17 protein-coding genes and 1 pseudogene are annotated in these 17,974 nt (G+C 65.6%); 9 read left to right on the forward strand and 9 right to left on the reverse strand.

The genetic code is table 11. From position 1 onward, the window contains the following. Window positions 1-166: 166 nt before the first annotated feature. The 3 genes from D3880_RS22305 to D3880_RS22315 form a co-directional block, all read right to left on the reverse strand. On the reverse strand, window positions 167-646 hold the full coding sequence (locus D3880_RS22305; RefSeq protein WP_119895585.1) for a hypothetical protein: 480 nt from the start codon (window positions 644-646) through the stop codon (window positions 167-169). A gap of 147 nt (window positions 647-793) precedes the next feature. Next, entirely contained in the window at window positions 794-1,912 is a 1,119-nt protein-coding gene (locus tag D3880_RS22310; protein WP_218567585.1) for an NHL repeat-containing protein, read from the reverse strand. Window positions 1,913-2,147: 235 nt separating this feature from the next. After that, window positions 2,148-2,639 carry a hypothetical protein gene (locus D3880_RS22315; protein ID WP_119895586.1) on the reverse strand — a complete coding sequence of 164 codons (492 nt, stop codon included), beginning with the start codon at window positions 2,637-2,639 and terminating at the stop codon, window positions 2,148-2,150. Between the two features lie 551 nt (window positions 2,640-3,190). On the opposite strand from D3880_RS22315, the gene D3880_RS22320 reads away from it, so the two are divergent. Then, a complete protein-coding gene (locus D3880_RS22320) occupies window positions 3,191-4,000 on the forward strand; it encodes an alpha/beta hydrolase (protein WP_119895587.1) in 810 nt (269 codons plus the stop codon). Here D3880_RS22320 and D3880_RS22325 read toward each other — a convergent pair. Both D3880_RS22325 and D3880_RS22330 read right to left on the reverse strand, forming a co-directional pair. After that, window positions 3,997-4,647 carry a GntR family transcriptional regulator gene (locus D3880_RS22325; RefSeq protein WP_119895588.1) on the reverse strand — a complete coding sequence of 217 codons (651 nt, stop codon included), beginning with the start codon at window positions 4,645-4,647 and terminating at the stop codon, window positions 3,997-3,999. The two genes, D3880_RS22320 and D3880_RS22325, sit on opposite strands and share 4 nt — an antisense overlap. A gap of 208 nt (window positions 4,648-4,855) precedes the next feature. After that, entirely contained in the window at window positions 4,856-5,641 is a 786-nt protein-coding gene (locus D3880_RS22330) for an SDR family NAD(P)-dependent oxidoreductase (RefSeq protein ID WP_162935033.1), read from the reverse strand. Between the two features lie 111 nt (window positions 5,642-5,752). Between D3880_RS22330 and D3880_RS22335 the strand changes: the two genes are divergently transcribed. The 5 genes from D3880_RS22335 (at window position 5,753) to ybaL (ending at window position 12,305) form a co-directional block, all read left to right on the forward strand. Next, window positions 5,753-7,150, forward strand: coding sequence for an aspartate aminotransferase family protein (locus D3880_RS22335; protein WP_119895815.1), 1,398 nt, complete (start codon window positions 5,753-5,755; stop codon window positions 7,148-7,150). Window positions 7,151-7,323: 173 nt separating this feature from the next. Continuing rightward, complete coding sequence (locus tag D3880_RS22340) at window positions 7,324-8,691, forward strand: glutamine synthetase family protein (RefSeq protein WP_119895589.1); 1,368 nt, start codon at window positions 7,324-7,326, stop codon at window positions 8,689-8,691. Between the two features lie 125 nt (window positions 8,692-8,816). Continuing rightward, window positions 8,817-9,575 carry an SDR family NAD(P)-dependent oxidoreductase gene (locus D3880_RS22345; RefSeq protein WP_119895590.1) on the forward strand — a complete coding sequence of 253 codons (759 nt, stop codon included), beginning with the start codon at window positions 8,817-8,819 and terminating at the stop codon, window positions 9,573-9,575. 300 nt (window positions 9,576-9,875) lie between these two features. Then, window positions 9,876-10,358 (forward strand): acyl-CoA thioesterase, encoded by a 483-nt coding sequence (locus D3880_RS22350; RefSeq protein WP_119895591.1) that lies wholly within the window; start codon window positions 9,876-9,878, stop codon window positions 10,356-10,358. A gap of 240 nt (window positions 10,359-10,598) precedes the next feature. Beyond that, window positions 10,599-12,305: a YbaL family putative K(+) efflux transporter gene (gene ybaL / locus D3880_RS22355; RefSeq protein WP_119895592.1), complete on the forward strand. Its 1,707-nt coding sequence runs from the start codon at window positions 10,599-10,601 to the stop codon at window positions 12,303-12,305. 61 nt (window positions 12,306-12,366) lie between these two features. Here ybaL and pdxY read toward each other — a convergent pair whose 3' ends face one another. Next, entirely contained in the window at window positions 12,367-13,233 is an 867-nt protein-coding gene (pdxY, locus tag D3880_RS22360; RefSeq protein WP_119895593.1) for a pyridoxal kinase PdxY, read from the reverse strand. Between the two features lie 74 nt (window positions 13,234-13,307). Here pdxY and D3880_RS22365 point away from each other — a divergent pair, with 74 nt between their 5' ends. Next, window positions 13,308-13,718: a DUF3301 domain-containing protein gene (locus D3880_RS22365; protein ID WP_119895594.1), complete on the forward strand. Its 411-nt coding sequence runs from the start codon at window positions 13,308-13,310 to the stop codon at window positions 13,716-13,718. Window positions 13,719-13,738: 20 nt separating this feature from the next. On the opposite strand, the gene D3880_RS22370 is transcribed toward D3880_RS22365, so the two are convergent. After that, on the reverse strand, window positions 13,739-14,617 hold the full coding sequence (locus tag D3880_RS22370) for an alpha/beta fold hydrolase (protein WP_119895595.1): 879 nt from the start codon (window positions 14,615-14,617) through the stop codon (window positions 13,739-13,741). Between the two features lie 65 nt (window positions 14,618-14,682). On the opposite strand from D3880_RS22370, the pseudogene D3880_RS22375 reads away from it, so the two are divergent. Beyond that, window positions 14,683-14,844, forward strand: a pseudogene (locus D3880_RS22375) (MFS transporter); the annotation flags it as partial. 175 nt (window positions 14,845-15,019) lie between these two features. Here the strand turns inward: D3880_RS22375 and D3880_RS22380 are convergent. Then, window positions 15,020-15,742 (reverse strand): alpha/beta fold hydrolase, encoded by a 723-nt coding sequence (locus tag D3880_RS22380; RefSeq protein WP_238474386.1) that lies wholly within the window; start codon window positions 15,740-15,742, stop codon window positions 15,020-15,022. 243 nt (window positions 15,743-15,985) lie between these two features. On the opposite strand from D3880_RS22380, the gene D3880_RS22385 reads away from it, so the two are divergent. Beyond that, window positions 15,986-16,606 carry a TetR/AcrR family transcriptional regulator gene (locus D3880_RS22385; protein ID WP_119895597.1) on the forward strand — a complete coding sequence of 207 codons (621 nt, stop codon included), beginning with the start codon at window positions 15,986-15,988 and terminating at the stop codon, window positions 16,604-16,606. Here D3880_RS22385 and D3880_RS22390 read toward each other — a convergent pair. Further along, window positions 16,603-17,964, reverse strand: a complete 1,362-nt coding sequence (locus tag D3880_RS22390; protein WP_119895598.1) for a DUF1329 domain-containing protein — start codon at window positions 17,962-17,964, stop codon at window positions 16,603-16,605. The genes D3880_RS22385 and D3880_RS22390 overlap by 4 nt on opposite strands. Window positions 17,965-17,974 lie beyond the last annotated feature (10 nt).

Below are 17,974 nucleotides of genomic sequence, written 5' to 3' on the forward strand. Positions count from 1 at the left end.
TTAATTACTCCGCCCCTCTCCCGTTTAACTATGGATGGTCGCGATAAGGGGTCGTAGTGATTTAATTCAGATTAATCACTACGACCCCTTTGGCCGACGGAAGGCTCCGAAGGCTCGGCCGACCGGTGAAAAAAACAATTACCTATATGACTCGGCGGTGCGTGATTCATCGGCACAAAAATTCGAATTTACCGACCTCCGACGTCAACTCGCCCTTGGCATTGAACGTGAGGTGAAAATGAATAATGTAGTACAGATCCGGCACGTCCCTGTCCAACGAGATCATCATGCCGGTGATTGGCACCCCGAAAGTCACCACACCGGCGGTCGTAGCGGTTTCCGTGTAGACCGCAGTGTCGCGGACCACATACTTGGCACCGGTAACCGATCCCACGCCAGTGCCGCGGAGCTGGGATTGGATTACGGTGTGCAGCCCACCGGATCCATCCTCCATAACCTTCAGTTCAAATAAAGCCTGCACGGTAATGGCGACATCCTCTGGATAGCAGGGGTTAAAACCCACGACCTCAAACGGCTGCCAGCCGGTGCGGTCATTCTGCGCCGAAGGCGCCGCCGCAAAGGCGGCTGGAGCGCCCATGAGAATGAGAGAAATCAGGGTTACTATGAATATGCTCAAGCGTCTCATACTTTGTCCTCTTCTATTAATGCAACATGTTCAGTTCAATAGTTAATCCCCCCGCAAGAATCAAAAATCACACTCAACGTCATCGCCTAGCGATAAGGGGTCGTAGTGAGTTAATTCAGATTAATCACTACGACCCCTTTGGCGCGCTTAAGGATTGTATTTCAGCGTGCCGGGGTCCGTTTCTCCGAAGGTCAGATACCACCCTTGCCCCAACTGACCGCCCTGCACGGCTGGGGGTACAAAGTTACTGAAGGCTTTGGTGGTAACGTTATAGCGGCGTACCGCCCCGGTGTCGGGTCCGCCGCCGCTTATCGGGACGAAGAGGTCGCCTTCTGGGCCAAAGAGCAATGCCTGTGCAAAGGCACGCGCCTGGCCGGGCTGATACAGATCGATCTGGTTCACGCACGTCCCTGAACCATCGAAGACCAGGATCTTGTCCGTGTCGTTGGGGTTTGCGCGGAAAGCGGCGACATAAAGCATTCCATCGGGCCCAAACGCTAGGCCGTCCGGGCGGTGGAGATGGGTGGCACACCCGGCGTCTGTGTAGCGGGCGAAGACGCTATGAAAGGACCCGTTATCGCTGGGGTCAAAGCGCAGAATCCAACCGGCTACCGGGGTGACTAACGGGTTGAAATTGGCGCTTTGTGGGTCGAGGTCATGGGTGACGGAAACATAGAGGAGTTCGTCAGGTCCGAGCACGACGCCGCGCGGATGAAACTCATCCGTGGAAAACGCCCCCGGAAACTCAGTAACGGGATCGGGCGTCAGGTCGGCGAGCAACACCCCGTTTCCTGTGTATGCCAGTAGTCTGCCGGGTGGATTGTTCTTCCCTGTGCCTGACTGGTCGGCGACGAACAGGACATCATCCCCCGGGACGATCCTCAGGACGATGCCGCTAGGCGCAAAAGGTGCGTTCGGGGTATTGTGGGGAATAAGCGCGCCCAAGAACTTGCCGGTCGCGCCGCTATGTTTCAAAATCTCCCCTGATTTGTTGGCTCCGGCGTTCTGATTGGAAACCAGTAGATCATCATCCGAGTTAAAGATGAGGCCCCTGGGCCCTTTTATTGGGCTATTCCCTTTCTTGACGAATTCACCCAGAAATGCCCCGGTGACTGCATCGAAGCGCTTCACCGTATTGTCACTTTGATCACCAACGTATAGAGAGTCTGCATAGGTGGGGGTGATGCCAAGCCCCACGATCAGCACTAGCACAGCAAGGCTAACTCTTGCTCTAACGCCGTGTAAATTCTGTAGGTTGTTCTTCATGACATGCTCCTTGTGGACTTTGGTAGTCGTTAACTTTTTACCCACCGTTGCGTTATCTATCTTTGTTGCGAGCTACGAACTAAAGGGGTCGCAGACATTAGCGATAAGGGGCCGTAGTGATTTAGTTCAGATTAATCACTGCGACCCCTTTGGCCGATGGAAGGCTCCGAAGGCTCGGCCGGCCGGTGAAAAAATGGGCGGCTGCCAAAACTGAGTGCAACCGCCGAGCAATTACCTATACGGGTTGGCGGTCGCACAAAACTTCGAATGTGTCGACAACCGACGTCTCTTCACCATTGGCATTGATCGTGAAGTGAAAAAGAGCACGTATGAACAGATCCGGCACGTCCGGGTCCAACGCGATCAGCCTTACTAAAATTGGCTGCGTGCCAGTCACAACACCGGCGGTGGTTTCGGTTGACGCGCCGCTCGCAGAATCGCCGAGCACATACTTGGCACCGCTGGTCAATCCCACGCCCGTGCCGCGGGTGCTTTGTTGGACCACGACGTGCACCCCACCGGAAGCATCCTGCATAACATTGAATTCAGATAAAAACTTCCCGGTAACGGCGATATCCTCTCCATTGCAGAAGTTAGAACCAATGCCCTCGAACGGCTGCCAGTCGGGGCGGTCATTCTGCGCCGAAGGCGCCGCCGCAAAGGCTGTTGCAGCGCCCATGAGCATGAGAGAAATCAGGGTTACTATGAATATGCTCAAGCGTCTCATCTTTTGTCCTCTTCTATTAATGCAGCATGTTCAGCTCAATAGTTAATCCCCCGCAATAATCAATAGTCACACTAAAACAGGCGCACAGTTACTCTTCCTTTAGAAGGACGAGCCGCACCATTCGAGAAGGCAAAACTTGCGAGTGAATTTTAGACTCAAGGGGCATAGAGCGACCATTTTTATCAGATCGCTTTGCGCTAATCATTAGTGCTAAAAAGTTAAAACCAACTAAAGCGTTAACTAAAAGTTACAACTAAAAGTGTTGTAGCCATTTAACTTTAATTACTCCTATCGATTTCCAATCGAAGGGATTTTGCCTCCGTGCAGATTCAAGGTTTTCCGCAGCCAGGCAGGGCAAAACCTTGGCCGCCGATTGCAGCCATTGCGCGGCGGGGTGTGAGGCAGGACGCCGAGCAAGGCGCGCCCGGCACCAGCCTAGGCCGCGATTCGGCCGCTGCCCGTGGCGGGGGCTAAGCTTTGTAGGGTGGATAACGCTTTGCTTATCCACCATTACGCCGACACGGAGCGGTCACCGGAGAGACCTTGAACAGGTGCTTAGGCGGGCCTGGTTCTTTCTCGCTTTGTTGCTGGCCGGCTGCCAGCCCCCCCTGCAGCGCTTGCAGCAGCTCAGCGCCGCCCACGCGCATCGGGTGGAAATCTATCCGACTGCGCCCTTCCCGCTGGCCCTCAGCCTGCCGCAACAAGCGCCGGCGGCGAGCCATTTGCGCGTCTATCTGGAGGGCGAGGGTCATGCCTGGGCGACTGCCAGCCAGCCCAGCCTCGATCCCAGTCCGCACCAGCTGTTGCTGGCCGAACTGGCGCTGAGCGACCCGCAGCCCAGCGTCTACCTGGCGCGGCCCTGCCAGTTCGTCAGCGCCCCGGCCTGTCGGCCGGCGCTGTGGACCGATCGGCGCTTCGCCGCGGAAGTGCTGGCCAGCCTGGATCAGGCGTTGGAGCAGCTGAAGCGCCGCTACGGCAACCCAAGCTTCGAGCTGATCGGCTATTCCGGCGGTGGCGCGCTGGCCTTGCTGCTCGCCGCGCGGCGCGACGACGTCGAGCTGGTGCAGACCCTGGCCGGCAACCTGACGCCCACGCAGTGGACGCAACTGCTGCATTTGAGGCTGTTGCAGGACGCTCGCGAGCCGCTGAGCGAGCGTGCCAGGCTGGCGCAGATTCCCCAGCGCCACCTGGCCGGCGCCGCCGATCCCATAGTGCCGCCGCAGCTGCTGGAGTTGTATCGACGTCAACTGGGTCCGGCCAACTGCCTGGAGATTGCCGTGCTACCCGGGGTCAGCCATGCCGAAGGCTGGGCCCAGGCCTGGCCACAGTGGCGCGACCGGCCGCTGCGCTGCCAGCCCTAGCCGCCGTTCTCCAGCGCCAGCAGATTCAGCAGCGATTGGCCGAAGTAGCTCAGGTCCTGCTCCATCGCCAGCCGCGCGGCCTTGCCGTCGCCGGCTTGCAGGGCCTTGAGGGCGTCGTCGTGGAAGTCGTTGAGGCGCAGCGACAGGTCGGCTTCGGTGAACAGGCGGTTGAAGAACGGCCCGACCTGCAGCCACAGCCCTTCGATCATGCGCAGCAGCACCGGGTTGGCGCAGGCACGGTAGAGGGTCAGGTGGAAGCGGCTGTTGTCGTTCAGATAGCCCTGCACGTCGCGGCGCTCGAGCGCGCTTTCCATGCGCGCGACGCAGTCTTCGAGGGTCGTCAGTTCGGCGGCGCTCAGGCGGCCGGCGGCGATCTCCACCGCCAGGCCCTCGACCGCCAGGCGCGCCTGCAGCAGCTGCTGGAAGCGTTCGCGGGTCATCGCCGGCACCCGCAGCGAACGTTGCGCCTCGCCCTCCAGCGCGCCCTCGGCGACCAGGCGTTGCAGGGCGGCGCGCACCGGCATCGGGCTGGTGCCCCACTCGGCGGCGAGGTCGCGGATCTTCAGCCGCTGGCCGGGCTGGAAGCGCCCGGCCAGCAGGCCTTCGCGCAGACGTTGGTAGAGCTGTTCCTGCAGGTTGTCAGCCATGGTCTCAGCGCCCCCCGGCCGGTGGGGCGGGAAGTTGGGCGAGGGTCAGCGAGCAGTTGCGCATGGGGTTCTCCTGAAGAGGCATGGACGCCTGAATGAGCGAGCTAGAGCCAGGCTAGGCGCAGGTGCACTCGAAAAGCGCAGTTGACTGCAGTCAATGAGCATTTTCGGGTGCCCCTGCAACGCCGCCTGGCCGACGCGCAGCCATTCAGCAGGGGGCCTTGTTTTCGATCAGACAGTTACCGCCATCCACCACCAGCACTTCGCCGGTGATGTAGCTGCTTTCCGGCGAGGCGAGGAAGGCCACCGCCGCCGCCACTTCCTCCGGGCGGCCCGCGCGGCCGAGCGGCGTGTATTGGGCGGCGTGCTGCTCTTCCGCGGTGCTCGAACCGGTGGCGATCCAGCCCGGCGCCACGCTGTTGACGGTGATGCCCTGTTTGGCCACCTCCAGTGCCAGGCCCATGCTCATGCCGAGCATGCCGGCCTTGGCCGCGCTGTAGGCGGCCTCGCCGGGGTTGCTGCCGCGGGTGCCGGTGGTCGAGCTGATGTTGACGATGCGCCCGTAGCCGCGCGCCTGCATGCCGGCCAGCACGCCGCGGCTGAGCAGGAAGGCGCTGGTCAGGTTGCGCCCGAGCGACAGCTGCCAGGTCGCCAGGTCCATCGCCGCCAGCGCGGCGAACGGCTCGGGGCTGCCCTGCATGGCCATGCCGGCGTTGTTGACCAGGATGTCGACCCGGCCCCACTGCTGCTCGGCCCACTCGACCAGGGCGCCGACCTGCTGCTCGGCGGTCAGGTCGGCCGGCCGTGCGCGTGCTTCAATTCCCTCAGCGAGCAGTTCGGCGGCGCGCTGTTCGACCCGCGCGCTGCTGGCGGTGAGCAACAGACGCACGCCCTGGCGCCCGAGACGGCGGGCGATGGCCATGCCGATGCCCTGCTCGCTGCCGACCCCACTGATCAACGCTACTTGTCCGCGCATTTCCATTTTCTTCACCATCTGTGATCACAAACATGAAGTAACTGTACAGGAATACCGTTCAATACACAGATCTTGACTTATTTGTGATCACAAATGACGATGTGCGGAAATTCGAACGAGGTGTTCAACATGACCGCCAGTGGTATCGCCGCAGCTGCCGTGGAAGCCTTCGCCGCCCGTGAACGGCAGCGCTTCCTGGAGCAGAACCCAAAATCCGTCGCCCTCGCCGAGCGCGCCCGTCACTCGCTGTTCGGCGGCGTGCCGATGCACTGGATGGCCGACTGGTCGACGCCCAGCCCGCTGTTCGTCGAACGCGCCAAGGGCGCGCGCTTCTATGACGTCGACGGCCACGAATACATCGACTTCTGCCTCGGCGATACCGGCACCATGTTCGGCCACTCGCCCGACCCGATCGCCCGGGCCATCGCCGAACAGGCGGGCAGCGGCCTGACCACCATGCTCCCCGGCGAGGACGCGGTGGTCGCCGGCGAGCTGCTGGCCGCGCGCTTCGGCCTGCCCTACTGGCAGGTCACCGCCACCGCCACCGACTCCAACCGCTACGTGCTGCGCTGGGCGCGGGCGATCACCCAGCGCAAGACCCTGCTGGTGTTCGACGGCTGCTACCACGGCACCGTCGACGACGTCATGGTGCGCTGCCGCGACGGCGCGACCGTGCACCGCTCCGGGCTGGTCGGCCAGGCCTACGACCTGACCCAGTACAGCCGCGCGATCCCGTTCAACGACATCCAAGCGCTGGAGGCCGCGCTGGCCCAGGGCGACGTCTGCGCGCTGCTGTGCGAGCCGGCGATGACCAACATCGGCATGGTCCTGCCCGAGCCCGGTTTCATGCAGCAGTGCCGCGAGCTGACGCGCAAGTACGGCGCGCTGCTGATCATCGACGAGACCCACACCATCTCCACCGATATCGGCGGCTGCACCAAGCTGTGGGGCCTCGAGCCGGACTTCTTCGTGGTCGGCAAGCCGATCGCCGGCGGCGTGCCCTGCGGCATCTTCGGCTGCAGCGCGGCGATGGCCGAGGCCATGCAGCAGGCCCGACAGCAGGCCAGCGCAGGCAGCCAGGGCCACGGCCACAGCGGCATGGGCACCACCTTGTCGGCCAACGCCCTGGCCATGCACTGCATGCGCGCCAACCTCGAACAGGTGATGACCCAGGCCGCCTACGACCACATGCTGCCGCTGGCCAAGCGCCTGGCCGATGGCTTCCGCGGGCTGATCGCCAAACACGACCTGCAGTGGTCGGTGACCGAGCTGGGCGCGCGCAGCGAGTTCCAGTTCTGCCCGGTTTCACCGAAGACCGGCGCCGACGCCGAGGCGGCGTTCCACGACGAGCTGCAGATGGCCCTGCACCTGTACCTGATCAACCGCGGCATCCTGATCACGCCGTTCCACAACATGACCCTGTGCTGCCCGGACACCAGCGCCGCCGACGTCGACCGCCTGATCGCCACCCTCGACCAGGCGCTCGCCGAGCTGCTGGCGATTCCCGGCGCGCGCCTGAACCGCTGATCGTTCCCACGCTCTGCGTGGGAATGCAGCTCCAGACGCTCTGCGTCTGCGGGGCGCGGAGCGCCCCCGGGTGGGTTCCCACGCCGGAGCGTGGGACCATCAATGCCTTCCACCCTCTCCCCCGGCCCCTCTCCCATAAATGGGCGAGGGGAGAAAACCACAGGACCCCCACCATGCACTTCGCCGATATCCAGGAAGCCCGCGATTTCCTCGCCCAGCACCCCGAGGTGCGCAGCCTCGAGCTGTTCCTCATCGACGCCAACGGCGTGCCGCGCGGCAAGCTGTTGCACCGCGACGAGCTGCTGGCCATCTACGAGAACGGCCGGCCGCTGCCCAGCTCGATCCTGGCCCTGACCATCCAGGGCGAGGACGTCGAGGACACCGGCCTGGTCTGGGAAGTCGCCGACGCCGACTGCTGGACCTACCCGCTGCCCGGCAGCCTGTGCCTGCAACCCTGGCGCGCCACGCCGACCGGCCAGCTGCAGGTGAGCATGCACCCGAGCCAGGGCCTGCCGGCCAGCCCGGCCGATCCGCGGCATGTGCTGGTCAAGGTGATCGACGCGTTGAAGGCCGACGGCTATCACCCGGTGATGGCGGTCGAGCTGGAGTTCTACCTGCTGGACAAGGCCCGCGACGCCAACGGCCGCCCGCAACCGGCCGTGCAGATGAACGGCGTGCGCCCGCAGGCGCCGCAGGTCTACGGCGTGCTCGAACTGGAGCAGCAGCAGGCCTTCCTCGACGACCTCTACGCCGCCTGCGAGGCCCAGGGTCTGCCGGTGCGCACGGCGATCTCCGAGTACGCCCCCGGCCAGCTCGAGCTGACCCTCGAGCACCGCTTCGACGCGTTGCAGGCGGTCGACGAAGGCGTGCGCTACAAGCGCCTGGTCAAGGGCGTGGCCAACAAGCACGGGCTGCAGGCCTGCTTCATGGCCAAGCCGTTCGGCGACCTGGCCGGCAGCGGCCTGCATATGCACGTCAGCCTGGCCGACGCCGATGGCAACAACCTCTATGCCAGCGACGATCCGCAGGGCACGCCGCTGCTCAGACATTCCATCGGCGGCATGCTGGCGACCCTGCTCGACGCGCTGGCGATCTTCTGCCCCAACGCCAACTCGTTCCGCCGCTTCCAGGCCAACAGCTACGCGCCGCTGGCCAAGAGCTGGGGGGTCAACAACCGCACCGTGTCGCTGCGCGTGCCGGGCGGCCCGGCCCACAGCCGGCACATCGAGCATCGCATCTGCGGCGCCGACGCCAACCCCTACCTGGCCGCCGCGGCGATCCTCGCCGGCATCCACCTGGGTATTCGCGAACAGCTCGACCCGGGCGCGCCGATCACCGGCAACGGCTACGCCCAGGCCAGCGAATTCCTGCCCACCGACTGGCTCACCGCCCTGCGCGCGCTGGAGCAGTCGGCCTGGGCCAAGGAGGCCTTGGGCGAGGAATTCCTCAAGGTGTTCCTGGCCATCAAGCAGACCGAATACCGCCAGTTCATGGCCGAGGTCGGCGAGCAGGACTGGCGCTGGTACCTGACTCACGCCTGAACTTCGCCGCCGGCAGCGGTCGAAACCCACAGCGGCGCGCGGCAGGGGCCAACCCTCGCCGCGCGCCGAACTCAGTTTGTCGTGATGCCTGGCGCTAGCCGGCATTGTTCATCGGGAGAACCACCATGAGCCAACCCGTAGTACTGATCACCGGCGCCGCCGGCGGCCTCGGCCGCGCCCTGGCACACCGCTTCCACCAGGGCAACTGGCGGCTGGCGGTGACCGACCAGAACGCCGCCGGCCTGGCCCAGCTCGGCCATGAGCTGCCCCTGGCCGCCAGCCTGCCCGCCGACCTGCGCACGGCCGAGGCCTGCCGCGATCTGGTCGGCCGCGTGCTCGGCCATACCGGGCGACTGGATGCCCTGATCAACGCCGCCGGGGTGTGGCGCGAGGGCCCGGTGGACGCCTTCAGCGAGGCGGACTTCGATCTGGTCATGGGGGTCAACCTCAAGGCGCCGTTCTTCATGTGCGCGGCGGCGATTCCCCATCTCAAGGACAGCCACGGCGCCATCGTCAATATCTCCAGCGACGCCGGTCGCCAGGGCAACCAGAACGCCGCCGCTTACTGCGCCAGCAAGGGCGGCCTGACCCTGCTGAGCAAGACCCTGGCGCTGGACCTCGCCCCCCACGGCGTGCGCTGCAACACGGTGTCGCCCGGCGACATCGACACGCCGATGCTCAACTTCCAGGCCGAGCAGTATGGCGACGGCAACCCGCGCGCCTACTATCAAAACCTGCTGGCCAAGTACCCGCAGGGGGTGAAGGCGCGCTTCGTCCAGCCGAGCGAGGTGGCCGAACTGGTGTACTTCCTCTGCCAACCGCACGCCGCCGCCATCACCGGCGCCGACCTGGCCATCGACTTCGGCCTGTCCGCCGGCAAGTGATACCGCTCGCCCCCTTCAACGTCTGCGGGTAGCGACTGGCCTGACGAGCCGGGCCCGCTCCGCGACGGTGCACCGGGGGCCGCAACAGGGCAGGAGCGCTCCGCTGCAACGCCGCGGGCTGCCAGGGTTGCCTGTACAGGCCCGATTTAGCCGCTGACCGGTGCGGCCGCGCTACGGCCCGGTGCAGCGGCCGCAAACTTGCATAGCCAGGTGCGCTGGCACGGCGAAGAGCACAAGCAGCACCTATAACCCTCGGGACCGCAAGCGCCAGCACATAACTTATCCGCCTATGAGAAGCGCATGGAACTTGGAACCAACAAACTGTCGATGACCGTGCTGATGACCCCGGACAAGGCCAACTTCTCAGGCAACGTGCACGGCGGCACCCTGCTCAAGTACCTCGACGAGGTCGCCTACGCCTGCGCCAGCCGCTATGCCGGCAGCTACGTGGTGACCCTGTCGGTGGACCAGGTGGTGTTCCGCGAGCCGATCCACGTCGGCGAGCTGGTCACCTTCCTCGCCGCGGTCAACTACACCGGGCGCACCTCGATGGAGATCGGCATCAAGGTGGTCACCGAGAACATCCAGGAGCGCTCGGTGCGCCACACTAACAGCTGCTTCTTCACCATGGTCGCCCTCGACGACCAGGGCAAACCCACGCCAGTGCCGCCGCTGCAGCCGCAGAGCGCCGACGAGCGCCGCCGTTACAGCCAGGCCCAGCAGCGACGGGCGCTGCGCCAGGAGCTGGAACGGCGCTATCGCGATATTCGCGGCGAAGCCTGAGGTCGCCACCGCCGCGCTGCCCCAGCACGAACACATCCTGTAAGAAAATCAATGGCTTGTATTCACCTGGCGGGCACGCTCGCGGCCTTAGAATGGCATCTCGATGCGCTCTGCCCGTGATCCGGGCGCGGCCGCGCTGCCTCCCCTCCAGCGCGCTTCCCGCCGTCGGCGCCCCTAGGGTCGTGCCAACCGGTCTAGGCTGAATCTGCACCGCCCGCCCATCGCCCCATGGGAGATTCGATGCCCCATCACACGCCCCTGATCGCCACCATCGCCGTCGGCTTCGTCCTGGCCTATCTGCTCGGCGCCCTCGCCACCCGCCTGCGCCTGTCGCCGCTGGTGGGCTATCTGCTCGCCGGCATCCTGGTCGGCCCCTTCACCCCCGGCTTCGTCGCCGACAAGGCACTGGCCCACGAACTCTCCGAGATCGGCGTGATGCTGCTGATGTTCGGCGTCGGCCTGCACTTCTCGCTGAAGGACCTGATGGCGGTCAAGCACATCGCGATTCCCGGCGCGCTGGTGCAGATCGCCGTCGCCACCCTGCTCGGCATGGGCCTGGCCTGGACCCTCGACTGGAGCCTGGGTGCCGGCCTGGTGTTCGGCCTGGCGCTGTCGGTGGCCAGCACCGTGGTGCTGCTGCGCGCGCTGGAGGAACGCCAGCTGCTCGACAGCCGGCGCGGCAAGATCGCCATCGGCTGGCTGATCGTCGAGGACCTGGTGATGGTGCTCACCCTGGTGCTGCTGCCGGCGCTGGCCGGGGTGCTCGGCGGCGAGGCGCAGGGCGGCGCCGAGGCCGGCGCGTGGCTGCCGCTGCTGAGCACCCTGGGCAAGGTCAGCCTGTTCATCGCCCTGATGGTGCTGGTCGGCCGCCGGCTGCTGCCCTGGCTGCTCGAACGCACCGCCGGCAGCGGCTCGCGCGAGCTGTTCACCCTGGCGGTGCTGGCCATCGCCATGGGCGTCGCCTACTTCGCCGCCCAGGTGTTCGACGTGTCGTTCGCCCTCGGCGCCTTCTTCGCCGGCATGATGCTCAATGAGTCGGAGCACAACCACCGCGCCGCCGAGGACTCGCAGGCGCTGCGCGATGCCTTCGCGGTACTGTTCTTCGTCGCCGTCGGCATGCTGTTCGACCCGTCGATCCTGCTCCAGCAGCCGCTGGCGGTGCTGGCCACCTTCCTGATCATAGTGTTCGGCAAGTCGCTCGCCGCGCTGGCCATCGTGCGCGCCTTCGGCAAGCCGCTGAGCACCGCGCTGACCATCTCCGCCAGCCTGGCGCAGATCGGCGAGTTCTCCTTCATCCTGGTGGCGCTGGGCGTCGGCCTCGGCCTGCTGCCGGAGGCCGGCCGCGACCTGATCCTCGCCGGGGCGATCCTGTCGATCCTGGTCAACCCGCTGTGCTTCGGCCTGATCGACCGCCTGCAGCCCTGGCTCGACCGCCGCGAGCGCACGGCGCCGGCCGACGCCTCGGGCAGCGCCGAGGCGGCCGACGACATTCCGGCGATCCACGCAACCGAGCACGCCATCCTGATCGGCCACGGCCGCGTCGGCAGCCGCATCAGCCTGCGGCTGCACGAGGAAGGCGTGCCGCTGGTGATCATCGAGGACAACCGCGCGCGCGCCCAGGAACTGCGCGAGGAAGGCTTCAGCGTGGTGATCGGCAATGCCGCCAGCACTCAGGTGCTGGAACTGGCCAAGGTCGCTGCCGCGCGCTGGCTGCTAATCGCCATCCCCAATGCCCTGGAGGCCGGGCAGATCGCCGTGCATGCGCGCGCCGCCAACCCCGGCCTGGACATCATCGCCCGCGCGCATTTCGACGCCGAGGTCGAGTACCTCAGCGAGCACGCCGCCGATCTGGTGGTGATGGGCGAACGCGAGATCGCCCGGGTGATGTTCGCCCGCCTCGGCCTGAACAGCCCGCAGCAGCGGGCGCCGGGCTCTTCGGCGGCGTGATGCGGGCGTCGCGCGGACCTGGGTGCGCAGCCTACAGTTCGCCGTGTCGAAACAGTCCGCCCTACAGCCGCGCGGCGGCGAAGCGCACCCGCGGGTGGCCGATGCGCTCCTGGGCGCGCACCAGTTCCAGCTCGTAGCTGGCGCAGGCCTGGGTCTCCAGCAGCACCTCATGCACCGCCGCGGCGCCGAACTCGAAGGCCGTGCACCAGTCGTCACCGAGCAGCACGCGGCCGAGGAACAGCGCCGAGGTGAGGTCGCCGACGCCCACCGGCTGACGCGGGAAGGCCAGCAGCGGCCGGCGCAGATGCCAGCTGGCCTGGGCCGTGACCAGCAGCATCTCGAAGCAGTCGGCGGCCTTGCCCGGATAGTCCAGATGCTTGACCAGCACCGCCTGCGGCCCGCGCGCCAGCAGCGCGCGGGCCATGCTCTCGCAGTCGCGCAGGGAGCTCGGCGCGCGGCCGGCGAAGCTGTCCAGCTCGAGCTGGTTGGGGCAGAGAAAATCCGCCGCCGCCAGCGCTTCCTCGAGCAGGAACTCGCTGACGTCCGGGGCGACGCTGCAACCCTTCTGCGGGTGGCCCATGACCGGATCGCAGAGGTACAGGGCGCGCGGGTTGGCCGCCTTGATCCGCGCCACGCCGGCGAGAATCGCCCGCCCCTGCGCCGCGCTGCCGAGGTAGCCGGAGATCACCCCGTCGCAGCGGCCCAGCTCGCCGATCGCGGCGATGCCCTCGACCAGCGCCGGAATCTGCTCCGCCGCCAGCGCCTCGCCGGCCCACTGGCCGTACTGGGTATGGTTGGAGAACTGCACGGTGTTCAGCGCCCAGACGTTGACGCCGAGGCGCTGCAGAGGGAACACCGCGGCGTCGTTGCCGGCATGGCCGAACACCACGTGGGACTGGATGCTGAGCAGATGGGGGGTGTGTTTCATGGCGGCGTTCCGGCGGGACAGAGCTTGAGTATGGCCTAGTGGGGTAAGCTAGCCGCCCTGATGCGGGAGTCATGATGATCGGTCTGGGTGATGTGTTTCTGTTCCTGCTATTCGCCGCCGGCCTGGCCTGGTTGTGGCGCGGCCATGGCATTCGCGAACGCGCGCTGGCGCTGGCCAAGCAGCACTGCGCCAAGCTGGACATCGAGCTGCTCGACGGCAATGTCGCCCTGCGCCGCCTGGCCATGGTCCGCGATGCCCGCGGGCATAGGCGCCTGGCGCGAATCTACGGCTTCGAGTTCACCGTCACCGGCGAACAGCGCCTCTCCGGCAGCCTCAGCATGTTCGGTCGTCAGCTCGGGCGCATCGAACTGGACGCCTTCCCCATCGCCACGCCGGACGAGCCACCGGTGGCCACCCAGCAGCCGGCGGCCAAGGTGATCCAGCTGCAGGACTGGAAGCGCCGCCACGACCGCCTGGACACCTGAGCCCCGCCGCCACTCGCCCTTCAACTGCGCTGCAGGAGGAAATCCGCCGTACGCGCGGCGCTGTCCTCGGGGAACTCCTGCATGAAACAGTGCCCGCCGGCCACCTGCTGGGCGCTGACATGGCCGTTGAGGGCGGTGAGGCGCGCCACCGACTTGGCGACGAAGGGATAGGTGTGCTGGCCGTAGAAGATCCGCGTCGGCGTGGCGATCTTGCCCAGCGCCGGCCACAGGCGCTTGGGACAGGAGGCGAAGATCTCCGCCTCGCGGCTCGGCCGGCATTTCAACTCGACGCCGCCTGCGACCTCCTGCAGGGCGTATTCGACATAGGCCCACAGCGCCGCATCGGTCCAGCCCTTGTAGATGCCGCGCCCGTGCAGGTAGGCATAGGCCGCCGCGCGATCGGGCCAGCGCCGGCGGCGGGCGGCGGCGCGCTTGGCCATGCTGGTCTTGCGGTGCAGGCCGAGCACCTCGGCGAAGCTCATCACGCCGATCATCGCCGGGCTGAACAGCACCGGGTCGAGCAGCACCGCGCGCTGGAACAGCTGCGGCCGCTTGGCCAGGATCAGGCTGCTCAACACCCCGCCGAAACTGTGGCCGACGGCAAAGCGCGGCACCTCACCGAAGACGCCGCGGCCGGCCTCGAAGGCTTCCACCGCCAGCTCGGCGCTGCGATTCCAGCCGCGGAAGCGGCCGCCGTGATCGCTGTCGCCGTGGCCCTGGACATCGCCCAGCCACAGATCGAATTCGCCCGCCAGACGCTTGAGCATCGGTTCGTAGGTGCGCCCGCAGAAGCCGTTGCCATGCAGGAAATGCAGCAGCGGCTTGCCCGATGGCTCGCTGTGCCAGCCGCGCAGGGTGAAACCGAGGGAAGTGGCATGGGACCAAGGGATCAGCAGCATCGGCAAGGCCTCGAAAAGTCTGCGCGCAGTTTGGGCCATGTCATCCCGAGGGCAAAGCCCGGCGTGCTGTCGTCGCCGGCACCGCCGAATACATCGCCCTGTGGTTCAAGAGCATCGGCCTGGAAAGCGGCTTCTACTGGTACGTCACCGCCTGCATCGCCTGCTCGCTGCTGGTCTATGTGTTCATGCAGGACACCAAGACCCACTCGCAAATGGATCAGGACTGAGCCGTCCTGGCTCGGGCCCCGGCCCACGCCGGGGCCGTTTTATCCGCCGGCACCTGCCGCTGGCAGGCGCTGCCCCCGTCCGGGGCTTACCGCTTTGCCCGCCAGCGGCCGGGCGAAATCCCAAAAAATAGGGCGCCATCGGGCGCCCCAAAGTCCACGCTCAACTTTTCCGCGGTCACCGCCTGGCGCGAATGAAGCGCTCGAGCAAGGCATTCAGGCGCACCGGCTGATCCAGCGGGGTGGCATGCCCCGAGTCCTCCACCACCGCCAGTTCGGCATTGCGCAGCTGCGCCACATAGGCCTGCTTGTAGGCCAGCGGGGTGTAGTCGCGATCACCGGTGATCACCAGCAGCGGCGTGTCCACCGCCTGCACCGCCGGCAGCGCCGACCAGCCGGGGATGGCGCGCATGGCATGCAGGTAGGAGGTGCGGTCGTTGCCGACGATGCGCTGCGCCAGCAGTTCGCGCAGGCTCTGCTGCTCGGGCTTGGGAAACAGCCGGGCGGCCAGCACCCGGCCCATGGTGCGCAGGCCGAGCAGGCGAACCAGGGTCAGACGCAACCAGACCTGGCCGCGGACCCGCCAGGAGTCGAGCAGGAAACTCGGCGCACTGTTGATCACCACCGCCGCCCGCACCAGGTGCGGCTGCTCGGCGAGCAACTGGAAGGTGATCATGCCGCCCATGGAGATGCCCACCAGGATGCATGGCTGAATGCCCATGGCGCGGATGAAATCCGCCACGTCCGCCGCCAGGTCGGCCATGCTCACCGGCGCGCGCAGTGGCTCGCTGTGGCCATGGCCGCGCAGATCGAGGGCATAGACCCGGCACGACTGCGCCAGATACTCGATCTGCGGCTGCCAATCGAGCAGCGATGAGCCCAGCCCGTGCAATAGCAGCACGGGGGTTCCCTGACCTTGGCAGATATACGCGAAACGCCCTCCGGGCAAGTTCAGATAATCCATTGCTTAATTCTTCCTTTGCTTAATCGAATGACAATAAAAGAGCGCGCCACGAATAATCCCGGCATATAACCAGTCATCTATTCACTAATAGTCTTTAAACTTCTTTTAATGTCTGCGCGGTTATTTGCCTTGCCCCGGTAAAAAACCTAGAATCGGCCAGCGCCTATTCGAGAATCGATCATGTACAACATCCCCAATCCCACTCAGGTACGTAGCCAGCAGGCGCTGGAACGCTTCATGAATATTGCCGCCGAACTGCTGGCCAATAACCGCTTCGAAGAAACCGGGATTTCCCAGATCGCCCAACTCGCCGAATCCTCGGTCGGCACCTTCTACCGCCTGCTCGGCGACAAGGACGTGCTGCTGTATGCCGTGCACGAGCGCTTCGTCGCCCGCAGCCACGCCAGCATCGATGCCCTGATCGACGAGCTCAAGCGCACCGACCAGCCGCTGGACGTGCAGATCGAAAGCTTCATCCACGGCGTGGTTCGGCTGTTCGCCAGCAGCGAGGGCCTGCTCCGCGCATTGATCCGGCGCAGCTCCGCCGATCTGCAATTTCGCGAACGCTTCCACCAGCTCAACGCCTACATCGGCCAGGCCTTCGGCCGCATCGTGCTCAGTCGACTGACCGAACTCGGTCATCCGCACCCGGAACAGGCAGCCGATCTCAGCGCTCATCTGCTCCTCGCTAGCATGAACTACTTCACCCTGGTTGGAACTTTGGGCGCGACCCCCCGGGAAGTTATTCCCGGGGAACTTTCCCGGTTGATCTGTAACTATCTCGAAGTTCCGAAAAGTTAACGCCGGCCATCCCGCCTAAGTTGCGCTGGAGTGAAGTCAGAAGGCTTCAGCGCAATCCCGAACTGGTCTGCCGGTTCTTCGTTCGACATTATGCCGATGACATAACGACCACCAATCAGGTCGTATACGGCGTCGCCCCTGGTCCACACCAGCGGCTGGTCGTAGAGGTTGATGGTGTAGGACTCGCCGAGACGCCAGAGCATGTCGCGGTTGTCGTAATGATCGGCGACCAGGATCTGATAGCTGTCCTCGTCGAAATACAGGTCGCGCTGCTTGTACTGATGGCGCTGGCCGGCCTTCAGCGTCGCGCGCACATGCCAGACGCGGTGCAGCTCATAACGCAGCAGGTCGGGATTGACGTGGCCACGCTGGACGATGTCGCTGTACTTGTTGGTCTTCGCGGCGAAGCGGTAGCTGTTGTACGGCACATACAGCTCCTGCTTGCCCACCAGTTGCCAGTCGTACTTGTCCGGCGCGCCGGAGAACATATCGAAGTTGTCGGTGGTGCGCATGCCTTCCGAGGCGGTGCCGGGCGAGTCGTAGGCGACGTTCGGCGTGCGCCGCACGCGGCGCTGGCCGGTGGCGTAGAGCCAGGCCAGGCGCGGCTCCTTGACCTGGTTGACGGTCTCGTGCACCAGCAGTTCGGTGCCGGCCAGGCGCGCCGGCGCCAGCACCGACTGACGGAAGTAGAAGAGGATGTTGCTGTTGGCCTTGCTGGAGTCGCCGGCGTCCTGGTTGAACAGGAACAGGTCCTCGATGCGCGTGATGAAGTAGTCACCCGCGGCCTGCGGCACCGCCTGGGCGTAGTAGCGCTTGACGCTGTCGCCGCGGTAGCGCACCAGGTGGTTCCACAGTACTTCCAGGCCGGACTGCGGGATCGGGAAGGGCGTGGCGACCTTGAAGTCGGCGATGCCGTTACCGCTCTCGATCAGCTTGGCCGACCCGGCGTTGGCCTTGATCGCGGCGTAGACCTTGTCCGGGTACGAGGCCGAACGGTGGCTCGGATAGACCGGCAGCGTCCAGGTGTCTGGATAGCGCTTGAGCATGGCCAGCTGGCCGGCGCTCAGGTGCTCCTTGTACTGCGCGGCGTTGGCATGGCTGATGGTGAACAGCGGCTGGTCGACGGCGTAGGGGTCGCGGTAGCCGACCGCCGGGTCGAAGGCATCGGCGCGCCGGGCCAGGCCACCGTCCCAGGCGGGAATGGTGCCGGCGGCGTTGCCGGCCTTCTCGGCACCCAGCGGAGTCAGGTCCCGGCCGAGCCGCGCGGCCTGGTCGGCGCCGACCTGTGCGTGCGCCAGCGAGGCGGCCAGCAGGGTGGCGACCAGCAGGCCGCCGTGCAGAAGTTCCGATCTGAACATGGCGTTGTCT

The sequence above is a fragment of the Pseudomonas cavernae genome (assembly GCF_003595175.1).
Classification (GTDB): domain Bacteria; phylum Pseudomonadota; class Gammaproteobacteria; order Pseudomonadales; family Pseudomonadaceae; genus Aquipseudomonas; species Aquipseudomonas cavernae.